The sequence below is a fragment of the Pseudoalteromonas sp. SWYJZ98 genome (assembly GCF_015864495.1).
Classification (GTDB): domain Bacteria; phylum Pseudomonadota; class Gammaproteobacteria; order Enterobacterales; family Alteromonadaceae; genus Pseudoalteromonas; species Pseudoalteromonas distincta.
This window is the reverse complement of record NZ_JADYXA010000006.1, coordinates 139161-157529: the sequence shown is the minus strand read 5'-3', so window position 1 is coordinate 157529 and position 18369 is coordinate 139161. Positions and strand designations below refer to the sequence as shown.

Below are 18369 nucleotides of genomic sequence, written 5' to 3'. Positions count from 1 at the left end.
GCCCACACAGATGATTGCTTTATATTGTTAAAGAACGTTTTGAGTCGCTTTAGCGTCTCAAGGGATGCGAATAATACACCCTTTATTTTTCGAGTCAACACTTTGTTTTAAACTTTCTTTTGGAAGATTTAAAACCGAAGTTTTATTTAACTCTCTGAGCAGTTCGTGCCTCGCTATGCGTTGTCCGCTGCGCGTCGCCATATCCCGTCTCAGTGGGGTCGCATTATAGGGAGCGGCGGATTTTACGCAAGCGTTATTTGCATAAAATAGTAATTAAAATTAAGCCCCAAGCAAGCGCACACGATAAACACAAGTTACCCACAAAACCCTGTTGATAACTCTTGTTTTTACATAGATAAACCATACTAAAGCTATTAATTAAAACCTTAAAAATGCAAAAAGCACCTTATGTAGGTGCTTCTCAAAAGTAATAGTTATTAGAATCTAGGGTCTGTTTATCTTTCAAGGTTAAATTTGCAGCAGCCTGTTTGGTATTCAGGCAAGGCAGAGCCTATGTAGTGTGGTTACCCCATAAATAGGCGATAACGTAGCATTAATGCCAAACAGGCGCTGCCTAAAGGGTTCTTCCTAGGGGCTATTTACTCTTTGTTACTCGGTTTTTACTTAGCCCACTAGGTTACAAATCTCGCGCCGCGATTACCCCCCCCTAGTTTGAACAAATTTTAATCCGCAAAGAGCAACAGACCCTAGTATAAAATACTATATAACTTGCGGCGATACTTAGCTGCGAGTGCGTCGCCATCAGGTAAAGAGGCAATAATGGCTAAAAAGCTTGGTTTTGCTTCGTTGAAGTTCAGATCTTTTTGTAGAACTGTAAACAGTACATCCAATGCCTCTTCTTTTCTGCCTGCTTCATTAAGTAAAATACTGAGCTCTTCTTTTAGTTCTAAGTCATTTGGATACTTTTCTACTTGTTGTTGCTTTTCTTTAATCTCTGGTGAGTCTTTTGCTTCAAGCGCGGCTTCGCATTTTGCTTTAATATTATTAAAGTAAGCATCTTGCTCTTGTGCACCTATTGTATTTATAAGCGCTTGCGCTTCATCTACCTTGTGAATTTGAATACATATGTCTGCTAGCACTAACTTGATACGTGCATTACCGCTGTCTATTTCATAAGCTTGCTTTGCATAATTAAATGCAGCATTTAAATCTGACTTTAATAACGCTTGCTTTGCTTGTTCTAACAGTAAGTCTTGTTGCGCAGGTAAATGCTTTGCTAGGGCTTCGCGTATTTGTGCTTCGCTTTGAACACCTGCAAGTAAATCTACTGGTGCGGAGTCTTTTAATAATACAAGCGTAGGCAGTGTTTGCAGACCAACTTGTTGCGCAAGTTGAGAAGCGAGTGCTTGTTCTGCATCGCAATCTAGGTTTGCTACTACTATATAGCTTGCATATTCTGCTGCTACTTTATCTAAAATTGCAGCCTGTCCGATGCAGTCAGGACTTTGAGGAGAGAAAAAGTTAAGCAACACCAATTTTTGTTGTGATGTTTCACCGAGTACTTGTTGAAGGTTTTGCGCATTAATACTAACTATGTTGCTCATTGAATTGATTGCCATATTCGTCTATTTAGGTTTTTATATGGTGGTGAACATAATAATTACAAGTCATATACCTAAATCACTCGGTATACATATTCAACAATAAGGGAAAATATGAAATTAACTTACCTAAGTGCAATACTTTTATTAGCAAGCCCATTAGTACAAGCAAATGGACTCGATTTGAATTTAAGCAAAGCCATGCCAGCTATTGAAAAGTTTTACCTCGACTTACACCAATCCCCAGAGCTCTCTTATCACGAACAAAAAACAGGTAAAAAATTAGCAGATAGATTAACTCAGCTGGGTTTTAAAGTAACAAGTAATGTAGGTGGGTTTGGTGTTGTCGGCATTTACAAAAACGGAAACGGTCCAACCGTGATGATCCGCACTGATACTGATGGCTTACCTATTATTGAGTAAACAGGAAAATCCTATGCCTCAAAAGTCAAAGTAATAGACGAGCACGGTGCAAAAGTAGGTGTAATGCACGGCTGTGGCCACGATATCCACATGAGCTCTTTTATTGGAACTGCAGAGCAGTTAATTGCTCATAAAAAACAGTGGCAAGGTACATTAATGATGGTTGCACAGCCTGCAGAAGAAGTAGGTGGGGGTGCTAAAGCGATGTTAAGCGAAGGACTATTTAGTAAATATGCAAAACCTGATCATATAATTGCTTTACATGTAAGCGCTAGCGTCCCCGCTGGTAAGGTATCAATGAAAAATGAATACACGATGGCAAGTGTAGATTCTGTCGATATTACAATTAAAGGTAAAGGTGGTCATGGTGCTTATCCGCATACAACTATAGACCCAGTGGTTATAGCTGCACGCACTGTACTTGCTTTGCAAACAATCACAAGCCGAGAGCTTTCACCGCTTGAGCCTTCTGTTATTACTGTGGGGTCTATTCATGGTGGTTCAAAACATAATGTGATTTCGGATGAAGTAAAACTACAACTCACTCTTAGAAGCTATAACCCCGATGTAAGAAGCGCTCAAATAGCAGCAATAAAACGAATCACCGCAGGTATTGCACAAAGTGCTGGCTTAAATGAATCTAACTACCCTGTAATATATGTACATGAAGATGAATCTATTCCATCTACTTATAATAACCCTGCACAAACAGACATTGTTAGAAACCCTATTGCCAGCGCAATTGGCGATACTAATGTACTTGAAACACAGGCTGTAATGGCGGGTGAAGATTTTGGCCTATACGGACGCACCGATGAAAATATCCCTATTACCCTCTTTTGGCTAGAAGGCGTAAACCAAGCACAATATGCAGATTCAATAAAAACAGGTGAGGTACTCCCTTCTCTACACTCTAGTAAATTTGCACCAGATTATAAAGTTGCTATTCCTACTGGAATAAAAGCAATGAGTAACGCTGCTGTTGCCTTATTTAATAAGTAACCTGAGTTTAGGTTAAGTAATACCAATTCAACATTAAGCAATATGGTTTAATAAAATGGCTCTGTTGCTAACTAGCAACAGAGTTTTTTTTATAACTCGACTTTTTAAAGGTCGCTTTTCCACCTCGTTTAGCAAAACGTTTTTTAGGTGAGGTTTTTGGTAACTTCGCAAATGCATTACTATCGCAGTTTGCTGCTAATTGAACAAACCCATTTAGGTCAGCAAGTAAAGGCTGTAAAAATTGCTGATAACTCATTGCCTGCTGTGCAATATCACCTAAGCTCGACTCCCATTTTGCGGTTAAATCAGGACTCGCTAAACCTTGTGGTAATACGCTAATAAGAGCAAGTCCCGTTTCGGTCGCTCTAATTGACTTACCTTCACGTTTTAAAAAACGCCGCTTAAATAGCAACTCGATTATTCCCGCACGTGTTGCCTCCGTACCTAAACCATCAGTGTCTTTTAATACCTTTTTAATTTGTGGATCTTTAACATAACGGCTAATGCCCGTCATCGCAGCCAATAATGTGGCATCGGTAAAATAAGCAGGGGGTGATGTATGCTTTTCGACTACTTCGCCTTTATCGCAAAAAAGAGGCATACCTTTTGTTAAAGGAGGTAGCGAGGCTTCATCTTTTAATTCAGATTTACCCATTAACACCTTAAAACCCAAGCTTACATCTTGCTTTGCATTTGCCTTAAAAAGCCCACCAGCAATAATTACCTCAGCTTTAGTTTCGTTATATATATAGTCGGGATAAAACTGAATTAAGTAATGACGGCTTATTAATTGATATACCTTTGCTTCGTCACCGCTCAAACTCGCTGACTTTAACTGCTTAGCCGTAGGTACAATGGCATGATGGGCAGCTACTTTTGAATCGTTAAAACATTTACTACGCTTTTTTTCATCAGCCCCGTTTACTAATTCACTGCCTTGCCCCCCATTTGCACTTATTGCCTTTAAAATAGCAGATGCTTCTTGATGGTGATCTTTGGGTAAATAACGATTATCTGAGCGTGGGTAAGTAATTAGTTTATGACGTTCGTAAAGTATTTGGCAAATATCCAATACTTTTTGAGCTGGCATACCAAATGCTTTAGCGGCATCTATTTGCAGAGCAGATAAATTATAAGGTAATGGAGCACTTTGCTTTTTTTGTTTTTGGTCGAGTGAAGTAAGCTCAGCACTTTGCTTTGTAATGCGTGAAGCAACATTTTCTGCAAGAGCTTTGTTAAGTATTCGCCCTTCTTCATCTTGATGTGGCTCACATGCTTTGCTTGGAACCCACTTAGCTATGAATGGTTGATTATCTGGAGTAAGCAAATGCGCCAATACATCGTAAAAAGGCTTAGATACAAAGTTCGCTACTTCGTTATCTCTATTAACAACAAGACCTAAAATAGGGGTTTGTACTCGCCCTACCGAAAGCACATTACCAAACCCTGCTTTTTGCCCAGCTAGTGTGTATGCACGTGTTAAATTCATACCAAATAGCCAATCAGCACGAGAGCGCGCTAAAGCAGATACACTTAGCGGAATAAAATCTCGATTAGAACGCATTGTGCCCAATGATTTCTTTACCGCCGATAAGTTTAAATCACTAATGAGTAAACGTTGCGTACTTTGCTTTTTAGCCTGACTTATTTTAGCTTCTTCTATTACTTGGTCGACCAGAAGCTGGCCTTCACGGTCTGGATCGCCAGCGTGAATAAGTTGCGAGGCTTGTTTAATTAATTTTTTTAAAACAGTGAGCTGTTTGCGAGTTTTGGTTTTGGCTTTTAACTTCCACTGCTCAGGTATTATAGGCAAGTGATCAAACTGCCACTTTTTAAAGCGCTCATCGTAATCATCGGGCTCTGCTTGTTCTAGTAAATGCCCTATACACCACGAGACACAATCTCCGTTAGCGACTTCTATATAGCCATCGTGTTTTTTATGTGGTTTTGGTAACGCATCAGCAATAGCGCGTCCTAGTGAAGGTTTTTCTGCAATGTAGAGTTTCATAGCTTGCTCACCACTGTTCATATAAACAGTAGTTTAGCACAGCTATTTTAAAGGAGGGGCTTTTTTATGATTATTACCAGTTACTGTCTTATTATTTTTAATTACAATATAAATTAGCGGAAGATAACACACCACTACGGTGAGCGTATTAATTAAAGGTAAAAGCGTTTTATACATTAACGTGCTATAAGATAAATCCCAAAGGTGGCGATCAACAACGCGAAAAAGTTGTAAAATTGGTGCCATTATAACAACCAACTGACCTAACACACATTGCCATAAATAAACTTTATCTTTTATCCCAAGATAGGCAATTAAAGCCATCCAAGCTATGTCATTAAACGCCCAGACAAGATATCTATATATATAAATATCTTTATCAAACTCTTTTAAAGAATCGTATATAAGTGCACCAAATAAGAAAAATACACCTGTGACACATACAAATCGTAATGCTAAAAAATCTTTACGCAAATAGAAAACAACAATAGCTGGGATTAAAAATAAAACCCAGCTAAGTTCAAGAAATGTAATTACCTTATCAACCCATAAAGGCATTGTTATTCTTTCGTCTTATCGTCATCTCCGCCAGTACCATTTCCAGGCATATCGCTATACTTATATTTTTTATTCACGGGCATTCCATTACATATGTTAAGGAAATGTACTGTAAGCTAAAATGATGAAATTGCCAAGATGCTTAGGCAATTAAGTACCCTAAATTAAAACAAAAAGTAGTGAGATATAATACCAAGCAATAGCTTAACGTACATCAATAGGCGCTGACTCTTTTGCTTTACCTTGTAATATAGATATTTCTACTCGGCGATTCCTGCGGCGATCTTCATTTGAATCGTTTGGAACAAGTGGACGGGTATCAGCCCGACCCACTACCATCATGCGGTTTTTATCAAACCCTTGCACCGTTTGCAGCTCGCTTGCTACTGCTACAGCACGCTTTGACGATAAGTCCCAGTTGTTAATATATAACTCATTCGATACCTGAAAATCGTCGGTATGGCCAGATACAGTAATTTCGCCAGGTACATCTTTTAACAGCACACCAATACCTTGAATTATGGGTTTAAACTTAGGTTGTAAAAATGCACTACCCGAAGGAAATGAACCATTCTCTCTAATACGAATAATTATTTGCTGCCCTAAAGATTCAAGCTCAATTGCACCATCTATTATTTGCTTTTCAAGCTGCTGCGCGATTTTTTTAACGAGCTCGTTAGTTTGTTCCTGATCGGCCGCTGAAGTTGCTTGCTCTGACGATTGCTCTTGAGAAGTACTACGAGATTCGCCACCACGTTTGTCCCCGCGTTGTTCTTGTCTGCCGCCAGCTGAGCTTTCATCTCCAGCCTGAAACTCTAACATTTGTTGAGTCATTTCTACTGTTTGTTGTTGAATAGTTTCTATTGGAGTGGGTTCTGGTTTGCCTGGGGTAAACTCCATAGCAATAACAGAGGTACCTTTAGGGATATCTTTTACTTCAATTTTATTCTGCACACCAAAAGCAAACTTCATAGAGCCCGCAATTTGTTTAAACTTAAGTACATCCATTTCTGAAAACGCAAGCAAGAGTACAAAAAAGCACATTAAAAGTGACATTAAATCGGCAAACGTTCCCATCCATGCTGGTAGGCCTGGTGGTGGGCATTTGCACTCTTGATCAGACATAATTACTCCTCGGTATCTACTTTGCGTTTAGATTCAGCTAAGTAATTTTTCAAAATACCTTCGATTACTTTTGGATTTTGGCCATCTTGTATACCTAAAATAGCATCTAAAATTAAACGCTGATTCATAGCTTCTTCGTCTTTACGCAGTTCAAGTTTTACCTGAATAGGAATTGCCACAACATTGGCTAAAAACGCACCATATAAAGTTGTTAAAAGCGCTACCGCCATTGCCGGGCCAATTGCTTTTGGGTCATCCATGTTAGATAACATTGCAACTAAGCCAATTAGAGTACCAATCATTCCCATTGCTGGTGCAATATCGGCTAATGACTTAAATAAGCCTGCGCCCATTTCATGTCGAGTAGTGGTTAAAGAGATGTCTTTTTGAAGTGTGGCGCGAACAACATCTGCGTCATGGCCATCAACAAGCATGTCGACGCCTTTGCGCATAAATGGATTTGGGATTTCAGCTTCTTCGAGTGCTAAAAACCCCCCTTTACGAGCTGAATCAGCAAGTTCTACTGCTTTTTCAATAAGTTCTTCTGGCGTTTCAATTTTAAACATAAACGCTTTAGCAACAACTTTACCTATACCCAAAAACTGCGACATGGTGAAATTTGATAAAACAATGAAAAGTGAACCACCAAATACAATTACACTAGAAGGAGCATCGGCAAACATAGCCATTTCACCGCTACTACTCATAAACATAGACATGACAATTAAGCCAATTGCGCCTAGGATCCCGATTATGGTTGCTAAATCCACATTTCCTCCAGAAGTTTCATGCTTAATGGCCTTATCATAAACTTTTATTATTAACTGCTTATCGGCAACATATTGAATTGCTTAAGCCATTTTTATAAATAAACATAAAAAGCAGCCTTTAGCACTATTTTAGATCAAGTTATAAGGGCTACCTAATTATCAATTGATTTATTAAACTAACAGACCGCTATTAAGGCTTTATTAATACACTTGAAATATAATTTAACGTTATAAAGGTAAAAAACCAATATCATCCTTTGACCTAGTTTAGCATTCCCCCTAAAATTAACCCTAAATTTATTATGTAAGCTGAAATAAAGATGGCGACTAAAAAACCTGAAAACTTAAGTTTCGAACAAGCACTAGAAGAATTATCTACAATCGTTAGTGACATGGAACAAGGTGACTTATCGCTTGAGCAATCGTTAAAGCAATTTGAGCGTGGAATTGCATTAGCAAGTGCTTCATCAGGTAAATTACAGCAAGCAGAACAAAAAGTATCAATTTTGATGGGTAATGGCGAAAAGTCAGTTCTTACGAATTTTGATAATGATATGGAATAGCTGTGAGCATAAATAATTATATCGAACGTGCTCAAAAAGATGTAGTAGCGACCTTACAGCAGCATTTTAAACAGCCTCTCGATACTGAAGAAACGGTAAAGAACGCCACCCAGTATGGATTATTTAATGGCGGTAAAAGATTACGTCCATTTTTAGTTTATGCCACAGGTAAAATGCTCGGTGCAAACCAGCAAGACTTACATGTACTTGCTGCTGCAATTGAGTGTATCCATAGCTATTCGCTAGTTCATGATGATTTGCCTGCTATGGACGATGACGACTTACGCCGTGGCCGCCCTACTTGCCATATAGAATTTGGCGAGGCAAATGCAATTTTAGCTGGTGATGCCCTACAAACACTCGCCTTTGAGCTTATTGCGAATCACAAATTTACATGCTCGTCGCAAACACAAGTAAAAATGATTGCTACGCTTGCCCACGCATCAGGCCTTGAGGGCATGGTAGGCGGACAAGGTCTTGATATAGCAGCAACAGATAAAGTAATTACCGTACAAGAGCTTGAGCGAATACATAAGCTAAAAACCGGAGCTTTAATTAATTGTGCAATTACACTTGGTGCACTGTGCAGTGAAAAGGCAGATCAACAAACCTTAGAAAATTTAAGCATTTTTGGGTATGCTATAGGGCTGGCGTTTCAAGTACACGACGACATTTTAGATGTTGAAGGCGATACGGTTACTTTAGGTAAACCACAAGGCTCCGATATTGCCGCGAATAAAGCGACATATCCGGCGTTATTAGGTATGCTAGGCGCTAAAGAAAAGGCGCAAAATTTAATACAACAAGCCCATGAAGCGTTGGCAAATATAGATGCTGACACAACACTTCTTGCGTCGCTAGCAAATTACCTAATTGAGCGTGACCACTAATTTTTGCTCATACGTATTGCAATTAGCACTGACATTATTACTCAACATTAATTATTCGTAAAAGCTTTGAATGAATTAATGTTAGCGAAGGATATATATAAAACCATGACACTTGATAGTAGCAAGTATCCATTACTTAATTTGGTTGACGAGCCAGCCCAATTGCGTGACTTAGCGCAAGACAAACTCCCTGCATTTAGCAATGAGCTGCGCGATTATTTACTCAACTCAGTATCGCAAAGTAGCGGTCATCTAGCGTCTGGTTTAGGGACGGTTGAACTAACCGTTGCGCTACATTATGTTTATAACACTCCAGACGATCGCCTAGTTTGGGATGTGGGTCACCAAGCTTATCCACATAAAATCCTTACAGGTCGTCGCGACCAAATGCACACTATTCGCCAAAAAGACGGTTTGCACCCTTTTCCTTTTCGCGATGAAAGCCAATACGATACGTTTAGCGTAGGCCATTCAAGCACCTCTATTTCAGCTGCCTTAGGTATGTCTATTGCCGCCCAAAAAGAAGGCAAAGGTCGAAAATCTGTAGCCATTATTGGTGACGGAGCTATCACCGCAGGCATGGCATTTGAAGCGATGAATCATTTAGGTGATGTAAAATCAGACATGCTTATTATTTTAAATGATAACGAAATGTCGATTTCTGAAAATGTTGGCGCATTAACAAATCACTTTGCCCGAATTTTATCAGGTAGCTTTTATACTAACATTCGTGAAGGCAGTAAAAAGTTACTCTCAGGTGTGCCTCCGGTAAAACAACTTGCCAGTAAAATGGAAGAGCACATTAAGGGCATGATGATCCCGGGAACCTTCTTTGAAGAATTAGGCCTAAATTACATAGGCCCAATTGATGGTCACGATGTAAACATGCTTGTAGATACATTACGTAATATGCGTAATTTAAAAGGCCCACAGCTTTTACATATAAAAACGCAAAAAGGTAAGGGCTACAAACCGGCTGAAGCCGATCCTATTGGCTACCATGGTGTACCAAAATTCGATCCAAGCACAACTAGCCTGCCTAAATCTAAACCTAGCGCTGCTACTTTTTCAAAAGTTTTTGGCGATTGGTTATGCGACATGGCAAAGCAAGACAGCAAGTTAATGGCCATTACGCCAGCAATGCGTGAAGGCTCTGGCATGGTACGTTTTTCTAAGGAGTTTCCAGATCAATACTTTGATGTGGCCATTGCAGAGCAGCATGCTGTTACTTTAGCGGCTGGTTTTGCTTGTGAAGGTTTAAAACCTGTTGTTGCTATTTACTCGAGCTTTTTACAACGTGCGTATGACCAATTAATACATGATGTTGCACTGCAAAACTTACCTGTATTATTTGCCATTGACCGCGCTGGTATTGTTGGAGCCGATGGTGAAACTCACCAAGGTGCGTACGATTTAAGCTTTATGCGCTGTATTCCAAATATGGTAATTATGGCACCAAGCGACACCAACGAATGCCGCCAAATGCTATACACCGGTTATAAAGCAAACTGCCCTGTTGCAGTTCGTTACCCTCGAGGTAGCGCAGGTACTGCAGACATTGAAAGCACTATGCAACTGCTTGAAATAGGTAAGGCAGATACAATTAAGAAAGGCAGTAAAATTGCCATTTTATCGTTCGGTACATTACTTGAAAACGCCCAGCTTGCAGCTAACGAATTAGATGCAACGCTTGTTAATATGCGTTTTATTAAACCACTTGATACTGCACTTTTAAATGAGCTTGCTACTAGCCACGATGTAATTGTAACCCTTGAAGATAATGCTATTGCTGGCGGTGCCGGCTCTGCAGTTAATGAATACTTGGCAACGCAAAAGGCTGATATTAATATCCTTAACTTAGGTATTCCTGATGAGTTTATTAAACACGGCACGCAAGATGAAATGCACGATGAAATGGGATTAGGCGAGCAAGGAATATTAAACGCGATTAAAACGTTTATTAATTAACTTCTATACATTTAAATGCAGAGCACATTAAAAAAGGAGCCTAGGCTCCTTTTTTAATGTCAAATATTGCTCATCAACGCATCCACACTTTAATATCAGCTAGGCCATTACTTTGCAAAATACCTAACTGTTGATCAACATTAGAGTTTTGTTCAAACTCAAATGCATCGAGCTGATCATCAAACGTAATATTAGCCACACCATCACCACCGCGCTTTTTAACTTGATGCAGTGCTATATCGGCCAAGTTAATAGAGGTTTCCCAGCTAATTACCTGCCCGCCTAATAAAGGTAATGGATAAAATGACCAACCAATTGATGCCGTGATATTAGTTGTTTTTCCATTTGGTAATTGGAACGAATTAGCCGCTATTACTTTACAAAGTTCTGAAGCATAGCTGTCTATTTTATTGCATTTAAAGTCACGTAATAATAATAAAAACTCATCACCACTCCAACGTGCCACATAGTCAGAACCCTGCGTACGCGAATTTAACAATGCAGCCATTTGCTGTAAGCAGCTATCACCTGCAATTGGGCCATACGCATCGTTAATACGGCTGAAGTTATCAAAGTTAATAATTACCAGCACCAGTGACTTACCTTGTGCCTGCAGCGACTGTGAATTACGTTGAAAGTGCTCAATATCTTTAGGGAGTTGATCAAACAAAAAGCGGCGACTACGTAGCCCTGTTAGCTCATCTGAGTGACTCACTAATTTAAGCTGTGAATTCACTTGGCCTAATTTATCATTAGCTTGGCGAAGCTCTAAGGTACGCTCAGTGATTAAGCCCTCTAATGCTTCTTGTTTTCTGCGTTCTTGTGCTCTAAACACCCAAAAAATGAGATAAAAAAGCAAAATAAAACCACTGGTAATTAAAAGCCTAAAGTAAATTGTTTCGTCAAAGCGCTCAGGCACTAAAAAACCGTATTCTACATCTTGCGCTTTAGCCCAGTCTTCACCTTGGCGCTTAGCTTCTAATTGAAACAAAAACGAGCCAGGAGGCAAGTTAGTATAAATAGCTTCACGTCGCGTATTTGCATAGCGCCAGTCACTATCTAAGCCACTTAGTTTATATCTAAATTCAATGCTGTTTGGTGCATAGTAATCAATAGCTGTGTAAGTTAGCGTTATATCACGCTCGTCTGTTTCTAATGATGGTTTTTTACCAAGCGCAGCGGTAGTTAAATGACGAAGTGGCGTTGTTATTGTCTCTATTGTTGGCTTTAATGCAAGCACGCCAAATAGCTCTACATTTTTAGGTATTTCAACAACACCTTGTAAGCTTGGGTACCAAATAGAATTTCCGGTGTCTGCTACCGCATCATGCCCAAGTCCGCTACAACATTGATTCGCTTTACCATCGAGTTGACGGTCAAAAGATGAAATTACTTCTTCAACTTTTAGGCTTTTTATTTCTGTTTTAAATTGCTCTACAGGCATTCTGTAAACACCTTTCATGGTGCTTACCCAAACATGCTTTAACTTTTCATCATATTCTAGGCTAAATATAGAACCATACGGTAAACCATTAGCTGCATCGAGCTGACGCCATTGCCCTTGCGTACTTCTGTAAAAAAGCCCGTCGTTAAGAGAGCCGATTAAAATACCCACGCCATCTATATGTAGCACGCTAGTAACGTATGCGCTTTCAAGTGTTGTTTGGTCGCCAATTTTTTCAATGCCACGGTCTGTAAAGTAATATGCGCCCTTACTAGTACCAATCACACCAAAGTTTGTTTTATCTAATACGTAGGTAATAAACTTACTACCTAAAAAAGCGTTATAGGCAAAAGGCGTTAAACCAGCATAATTTAATCGATATAAACCGCGTCCGGTACCAATCCAAAAGCCGCCTTTACTAGAGCGACTTATTGCAAATACCGGATTATCGCGAAGTGCTCGACCAGGGACGGTGTAAAGTGTCTTGTTTTCAAAAACAAATAAGCCGCGCCCTGTGGCTATATATAATCGCTCACCATCAAATTGTAGATCATGTACTGACGCGTACCCATATTTACTACTTGGGACTAAATTAATAAAACTTTTATCTAAATCGAAATAACCAATGCCGCTTTTATTCGCAACCCACAGTTTACCATCGGGTGCTTGGCTAATAGCCATAACAGATTCGGTCATGTTTGAAACTGCTGAATGCCTTTCGACTCGTCCTTCATGAGCAAGCCACAAGCCTTCACTAAAGCTTGCTAACCAAACGTTATTTTTATCATCTCTAAAAATATCAGCAAACCATATACTTTGATCAAGTTGGCTAGGCTCTACCCATTGCCACTCACCGGTTTTATCTCTGAATAATAAGCGCCCATAGGTCGATACCCACAAGCCACCATCGGTATCACTCATAAACTTATAAACGGCTGAGTTATTTGCATTAGGTAAAGGAAAAGGTCTTAGCTCGTCATCTAAATCTAAAAAGTATGCACCTAGCTCAGAAGCTATATACAAATTACCATTTAAAAATGATAAATCGTGCACTATGGTTTGCGCTAAGCGCTCTGGTAGCGATATTTTTGCGGTAAGCTCTAAACGTAGTTTAGAAAAATCTGATGAGTTTTTTGTAAGGCGCAATAAATGACGATCATTAACCAGCCAAATGCCTTCAGGAGAGAGTGCCATTTGGCTAACAGAGCCAACTATTTGTGTGATCACAGTAGCATTAACAATAGGTAGAGGACCATTTACTTCAGTGCGTAAATCAACTTGCCCTCTATCTACATAGTATAAGCCGTTGGCCGCAATCCATATGCTACCTTTAGAGTCCTCAAGAATATCCCTTACTGGACCTTTAATATTAAATTCTTGTGCTGCAAATGTGGCTGGGTTAATAACTACCAAGCCACTTTTAGTGCCTACCCATAACAAACCACTAGAATCGACTAAAAGCTTATTAACACCATTACTAGGCAAGAATGGACTATTTTGCGTGTTGTAATTTGTAAATGTTGTACCATCAAAACGGCTTAAACCAAATTGCGTACCAAGCCACATATAGCCTTGCTGATCTTGCACAACACTTTTAAGTGATTGCGACGGTAGGCCATCTTTTATATTCCATTGCTTAACTACGTAATCAGTAATTGAAGCCCAACTTGGCGTCGCGCACAACATAAGTACACAAACCAGTAAAAATCGCATCATATTGCTGCCACCTAGTTAAACAAATCAAATATAAAAATTAAAATTAAAAGGACAGTAAACCCACTTTTATTAACGCTTGTAAACATATAAGCGAAAAAATACCCGCAAGTATATCATCGGCCATTATACCTAAACCGCCATGTACTCGTTTGTCTAGCATACGGATTGGGCCGGGTTTTGCTATATCAAAAAAGCGAAATAACAAAAAACCTACGAGTAATGTTTGCCAGCTAAGTGCTGCGCCAATCATAGTGATGTAATAACCCGCCACTTCATCCCATACAATAGCAGGATGATCGTGTACGCCTAAATCATCAGCCGTTTTACCGCACGCCCATATACCAAATATACTGATCACAACGGCAAATACAATTTGCAGCCATAACGGATAATACATGGTCATAAAAATGAATGGCAAGGCAGCAAACGTACCAAATGTACCGGGCGCTTTAGGGGCAAGCCCTGCCCCAAAGCCCAGACCAAAAAACTGATGTGGACGCTTTAAATTAAACTTGCGGTTATTGTTCAAACCAGCTCCTTTGCAAAGTGCTCAAAACCCTGCGGTTCAAAATCAAACTTTTCACCGTTGTGTAAAAGCTCAATTTGGCCATCGCCACTTTTAACTTGGCCAATGCATGTTGCATCTACACCATACTGGCGTAGCTTTATTTCTAACATACTTTTATTGCTATCAGGGACCGTAAAAATTAATTCGTAATCATCACCGTAACTGAGAATAAATGGCAGCTGCTGATTAAAATCAAGGCTTGCTTGCATCGCATCTGAAGTTGGAATACTTTCAATATTCACCACTGCATTTACTTGTGACATATCGAGTATATGACTTAAATCAGCGATTAAGCCGTCCGACACATCAATAGCCGATGATGCTAGGCCTCGTAATACCTGCCCTGCAGCAACACGTGGGGTTGGAAAGTCAAAGCGTTTATTTACGTACTTTAAATGCTCTGGCTCAATATTTATACCTTGCTTGCGAGACTCAATTGCAAGTCCAGCGTCACCTAGCGGACCCGTAACATAAATCCAATCACCCACTTTTGCGCCACTACGATGAAGTGCAGTACCTTCAGGTACAGTCCCTTTCGCACAAATAGTGATGGTTAATGGACCCTGAGTTGTATCGCCACCTATAATCTGCACATTAAAATATTCAGCAATTTCATGCATGCCATCAGTAAACTCTTCAATCCACTGTGGGTCAATACTTGGCAAAGTTAACGCAACTGAAACCCAAGTTGGCTCAGCGCCCATGGCCGCTAAATCACTTAAATTAACAGCAAGCGCTCTGTGACCTAATGCACGAGGGGAAATATCATCAAAAAAGTGTACGCCAGCAACAAGAGTGTCTGTTGTAACGGCAAGTTGGCAGTTTTGTGGAACGGTTACTAAAGCGCAATCATCCCCTATACCTAGGTTTACATCACGACGGGTGATACCGCGACCTTTAAAGTAGCGGTTAATTAATTCAAATTCCTTCATACACAAAAAAGCCGGCCTATGCCGGCTCCCCTCTTTAACGGTTTACTTACTTGCGTAAATGCTTAACAGCTTTATCAAGTACACCGTTTACAAATTTATGGCTGTCTTCAGCGCCAAAAATTTTGGCCAGTTCAATACCTTCGTTAATAGCAACTTTATAAGGTACGTCTTCACGGAACTTAAGCTCATAGCTGCTTAAACGTAAAATTGCACGCTCAACCATATCTAAGTCATCAAACGGACGTGTTAAATGTGGTGATACAGCTTCGTCTAGTTGCTTGTAATTTACAGCAACACCCGTCGCTAGATCTTTAAAGTATTCAACATCAATTTTAGTAACGTCTGTTTCGATCAACATTTGTTGTTCGATATCGGCAATTAAATTGCCACTTATTTGCCAAGAATAAACGGCTTGGAGTGCTAAGATACGTGCTTTACGTCTTGCTGCTGGTTTCACAAAAATTCCTTAAACTTAAATTTTATCTAACACATTAACCATTTCAAGCGCGCCTAAAGCAGCTTCGCCGCCTTTATTGCCCATTTTGGTGCCAGCACGCTCAATTGCTTGTTCAATGCTTTCTGTGGTTAATACGCCAAATGCAACCGGGATATCATACTCAAGTGATACTTGCGCAAGACCTTTGTTTGATTCGCCAGCAACTAGGTCAAAGTGTGGTGTACCACCTCTGATCACTACGCCTAATGCGATGATTGCATCATACTCTTTTTTTGCCGCAACGCGTTTAGCCGCTAAAGGTAATTCTACCGCGCCTGGCACATAAATAACGGTAATGTCGTCATCTGATACGCCACCTGTGCGTTTTAGCTCATCAACAGCACCTGCAAGGAGGCTGCTACCAATAAAGTCATTAAAACGAGAAATGACAATGGCAAATTTTTTGCCTGGAGCGTACTTATTACCTTCAATAATTTTCATTTGATAACCCTAAAAATAAGTTCAAGCGGTTGCGATTGCGCAAAAATTGCTGCGCATCATACCATAAAAATAAAATAATAGCCTAGTTTAAGCGTGATGCTTATTGTGGCTCAACGTAATCAACAACTTCTAAATGAAAGCCCGAAAGTGCATGGTACTTTTTGGGGCGACTCATTAATCGCATTTGTTTAATTCCAAGATCGGCAAGTATTTGCGAACCTACGCCAACAGTACGAGATGTACCTTTGAATTTGCGTGGCGTAACGCTTTCGCCAGCATCAGCTGCTGCAAATGCTTTCACAGTTGCCTCTAGCTCTTCAGTGCTTTCTTGCTTACCTAAAATAACTAAAGCACCTTCATTTTTAGCAATGTAGGCCATTGCTTCAGAAAGACCCCAGCTACGGTCAGCACTTCTGTCTGAAAGTAGAATATCGTTAAAGGTACTTTGCAAATGTACACGTACATTTGTCGGCTCTTGATCTTTTATATCGCCTTTGAGCAATACGTAATGTAATTGGCCATCAATTGTGTCTTTGTAAGTAACTAAATCAAATTCACCATGAACAGTTGGTAACTTACATTTTGCTACTTGCTCAATTGTTGTTTCGTTTAAGTTGCGGTATTCGATTAAATCAGCAATGGTGCCAATTTTAATATCGTGCTCTTTCGCAAAAACTTCTAAATCAGGGCGACGTGCCATAGTGCCGTCAGCATTAAGTATTTCAACAATAACAGATGATGCTTCAAGTCCAGCTAAACGCGCTAAATCACAGCCAGCTTCAGTGTGTCCTGCGCGAGTTAATACGCCACCAGGTTGCGCCATAATAGGAAAAATATGTCCCGGCTGAACAATATCACTTGGGACTGCGCCTTTAGCTATAGCCGCTTGCACTGTACGCGCTCTATCTGCTGCTGAAATACCGGTTGTAACACCTTTTGATGCTTCTATCGACATTGTAAAGTTAGTCGAAAATGCTGCACCATTGTTTTTAACCATTAACGGTAAATCAAGTTGCTCGCAACGCTCTTGCGTCATGGTTAAACAAATTAAACCACGGCCATGGGTAGCCATGAAATTAATCGCTTCTGCGCTAATGTGCTCAGCAGCTATTATTAAATCGCCTTCATTTTCTCTATCTTCATCATCCATTAAAATAACCATTTTACCGGCTTTAATATCGTCGATGATTTCTTGCGCACTGTGTAAATTCATAAATTTGCTCGTGTAAGTTGTCAGTTTCGTTATTTAATAAAACCCGCTTTAGCGAGTAAGCTCATCGAAATATCAGAGCCAGTTGGTTGCTCTGCACCCTTTATAAGGCGCTCTAAATAACGTGCAATTTGATCGACTTCTAAATTAACTTGGGTACCTACTTTAAAATGAGCAATTGTGGTTTGCTCACTCGTGTGTGGGACAATTGTTAATTTGAATTTATTGCCCTCTACAGCGTTTACTGTCAGGCTTATACCATCAATACATACCGAACCTTTGTACGGAATGTATTTCATTAAATTTTCGTCAGTTGTAAGCCAATATTCTGTTGCTCTGGCGTTTGCAGTAATACTTGTAATTGTTGCGATACCATCAACATGGCCAGATACTAAATGACCGCCTAAACGAGAAACAGGTTGCATGGCTTTTTCAAGATTCACCGTTTGTCCTAAAGCATAGTGAGCAAAACCGGTCAAACTAATCGTCTCATTAGATAAATCCGCACTAAAACCATCAATATGTTTATCAACTACAGTTAAGCAAACACCATTAGTTGCAATGCTGTCACCTAACTTTACGTCTGTCATATCAAGATCAGCACTTTGGATACGAATGGCTAAGTCGCCTTGTTTTTTTTGTAATAAAGCAATTTTTCCTGTGGCTTCTATTATCCCAGTAAACATAGCACTA

Annotated in this window: 15 protein-coding genes and 1 pseudogene; 4 read left to right on the top strand and 12 right to left on the bottom strand. The window is 39.8% G+C overall.

The features are described 5' to 3' along the window. Positions 1-707: 707 nt before the first annotated feature. The gene (locus I6F10_RS07010; protein WP_165744058.1) at positions 708-1565 is read right to left on the bottom strand and encodes a tetratricopeptide repeat protein; all 858 of its coding nucleotides are present in this window, start codon (positions 1563-1565) and stop codon (positions 708-710) included. Between the two features lie 111 nt (positions 1566-1676). Here I6F10_RS07010 and I6F10_RS07005 point away from each other — a divergent pair. Beyond that, positions 1677-2987: pseudogene (locus I6F10_RS07005) on the top strand (M20 metallopeptidase family protein). Between the two features lie 67 nt (positions 2988-3054). Here the strand turns inward: I6F10_RS07005 and I6F10_RS07000 are convergent. From I6F10_RS07000 to pomA, 4 genes are all read right to left on the bottom strand, one after another. Further along, positions 3055-4995, bottom strand: coding sequence for a DNA topoisomerase III (locus tag I6F10_RS07000; RefSeq protein WP_165744059.1), 1941 nt, complete (start codon positions 4993-4995; stop codon positions 3055-3057). Positions 4996-5037: 42 nt separating this feature from the next. Continuing rightward, positions 5038-5553, bottom strand: coding sequence for a hypothetical protein (locus I6F10_RS06995; RefSeq protein ID WP_024603830.1), 516 nt, complete (start codon positions 5551-5553; stop codon positions 5038-5040). Positions 5554-5757: 204 nt separating this feature from the next. Beyond that, positions 5758-6678: a flagellar motor protein MotB gene (locus I6F10_RS06990; RefSeq protein ID WP_165744060.1), complete on the bottom strand. Its 921-nt coding sequence runs from the start codon at positions 6676-6678 to the stop codon at positions 5758-5760. A 2-nt stretch (positions 6679-6680) separates the two neighbouring features. Beyond that, on the bottom strand, positions 6681-7448 hold the full coding sequence (pomA, locus tag I6F10_RS06985; protein WP_024597197.1) for a flagellar motor protein PomA: 768 nt from the start codon (positions 7446-7448) through the stop codon (positions 6681-6683). A gap of 320 nt (positions 7449-7768) precedes the next feature. On the opposite strand from pomA, the gene I6F10_RS06980 reads away from it, so the two are divergent. The 3 genes from I6F10_RS06980 (at position 7769) to dxs (ending at position 10869) form a co-directional block, all read left to right on the top strand. Next, complete coding sequence (locus tag I6F10_RS06980) at positions 7769-8011, top strand: exodeoxyribonuclease VII small subunit (RefSeq protein ID WP_002961738.1); 243 nt, start codon at positions 7769-7771, stop codon at positions 8009-8011. Between the two features lie 2 nt (positions 8012-8013). Next, the gene (gene ispA, locus I6F10_RS06975; protein ID WP_039490432.1) at positions 8014-8901 is read left to right on the top strand and encodes a (2E,6E)-farnesyl diphosphate synthase; all 888 of its coding nucleotides are present in this window, start codon (positions 8014-8016) and stop codon (positions 8899-8901) included. A 105-nt stretch (positions 8902-9006) separates the two neighbouring features. After that, positions 9007-10869: a 1-deoxy-D-xylulose-5-phosphate synthase gene (dxs, locus tag I6F10_RS06970; protein WP_165744061.1), complete on the top strand. Its 1863-nt coding sequence runs from the start codon at positions 9007-9009 to the stop codon at positions 10867-10869. 73 nt (positions 10870-10942) lie between these two features. On the opposite strand, the gene I6F10_RS06965 is transcribed toward dxs, so the two are convergent. The 7 genes from I6F10_RS06965 to I6F10_RS06935 all read right to left on the bottom strand — a co-directional run bounded on the left by I6F10_RS06965 (position 10943) and on the right by I6F10_RS06935 (position 18362). After that, positions 10943-14029, bottom strand: coding sequence for a ligand-binding sensor domain-containing diguanylate cyclase (locus I6F10_RS06965; protein ID WP_165744062.1), 3087 nt, complete (start codon positions 14027-14029; stop codon positions 10943-10945). A 43-nt stretch (positions 14030-14072) separates the two neighbouring features. After that, complete coding sequence (locus tag I6F10_RS06960; protein ID WP_165744063.1) at positions 14073-14558, bottom strand: phosphatidylglycerophosphatase A family protein; 486 nt, start codon at positions 14556-14558, stop codon at positions 14073-14075. After that, positions 14555-15529, bottom strand: a complete 975-nt coding sequence (gene thiL, locus I6F10_RS06955; RefSeq protein WP_165744064.1) for a thiamine-phosphate kinase — start codon at positions 15527-15529, stop codon at positions 14555-14557. Before thiL ends, I6F10_RS06960 begins: the two co-directional genes overlap by 4 nt. A gap of 46 nt (positions 15530-15575) precedes the next feature. Beyond that, complete coding sequence (gene nusB / locus I6F10_RS06950) at positions 15576-15986, bottom strand: transcription antitermination factor NusB (protein WP_002961751.1); 411 nt, start codon at positions 15984-15986, stop codon at positions 15576-15578. Between the two features lie 15 nt (positions 15987-16001). Continuing rightward, the gene (gene ribH / locus I6F10_RS06945) at positions 16002-16466 is read right to left on the bottom strand and encodes a 6,7-dimethyl-8-ribityllumazine synthase (protein WP_002961753.1); all 465 of its coding nucleotides are present in this window, start codon (positions 16464-16466) and stop codon (positions 16002-16004) included. 100 nt (positions 16467-16566) lie between these two features. Beyond that, a complete protein-coding gene (gene ribBA / locus I6F10_RS06940) occupies positions 16567-17679 on the bottom strand; it encodes a bifunctional 3,4-dihydroxy-2-butanone-4-phosphate synthase/GTP cyclohydrolase II (protein ID WP_024603846.1) in 1113 nt (370 codons plus the stop codon). Between the two features lie 29 nt (positions 17680-17708). Then, positions 17709-18362, bottom strand: a complete 654-nt coding sequence (locus tag I6F10_RS06935) for a riboflavin synthase (RefSeq protein WP_002961757.1) — start codon at positions 18360-18362, stop codon at positions 17709-17711. Positions 18363-18369 lie beyond the last annotated feature (7 nt).

What these genes read in the sequence shown, in the direction of transcription:
- dxs (WP_165744061.1), top strand. Translation starts at nt 9,007, where the DNA reads ATGACACTTGATAGTAGCAAGTATCCATTACTTAATTTGGTTGACGAG.
- ribH (WP_002961753.1), bottom strand. Translation starts at nt 16,466, where the DNA reads ATGAAAATTATTGAAGGTAATAAGTACGCTCCAGGCAAAAAATTTGCC.
- I6F10_RS06935 (WP_002961757.1), bottom strand. Translation starts at nt 18,362, where the DNA reads ATGTTTACTGGGATAATAGAAGCCACAGGAAAAATTGCTTTATTACAA.
- I6F10_RS06995 (WP_024603830.1), bottom strand. Translation starts at nt 5,553, where the DNA reads ATGCCTTTATGGGTTGATAAGGTAATTACATTTCTTGAACTTAGCTGG.
- ribBA (WP_024603846.1), bottom strand. Translation starts at nt 17,679, where the DNA reads ATGAATTTACACAGTGCGCAAGAAATCATCGACGATATTAAAGCCGGT.
- thiL (WP_165744064.1), bottom strand. Translation starts at nt 15,529, where the DNA reads ATGAAGGAATTTGAATTAATTAACCGCTACTTTAAAGGTCGCGGTATC.
- I6F10_RS06990 (WP_165744060.1), bottom strand. Translation starts at nt 6,678, where the DNA reads ATGTCTGATCAAGAGTGCAAATGCCCACCACCAGGCCTACCAGCATGG.
- I6F10_RS06965 (WP_165744062.1), bottom strand. Translation starts at nt 14,029, where the DNA reads ATGATGCGATTTTTACTGGTTTGTGTACTTATGTTGTGCGCGACGCCA.
- I6F10_RS06980 (WP_002961738.1), top strand. Translation starts at nt 7,769, where the DNA reads ATGGCGACTAAAAAACCTGAAAACTTAAGTTTCGAACAAGCACTAGAA.
- I6F10_RS07010 (WP_165744058.1), bottom strand. Translation starts at nt 1,565, where the DNA reads ATGAGCAACATAGTTAGTATTAATGCGCAAAACCTTCAACAAGTACTC.
- I6F10_RS07000 (WP_165744059.1), bottom strand. Translation starts at nt 4,995, where the DNA reads ATGAAACTCTACATTGCAGAAAAACCTTCACTAGGACGCGCTATTGCT.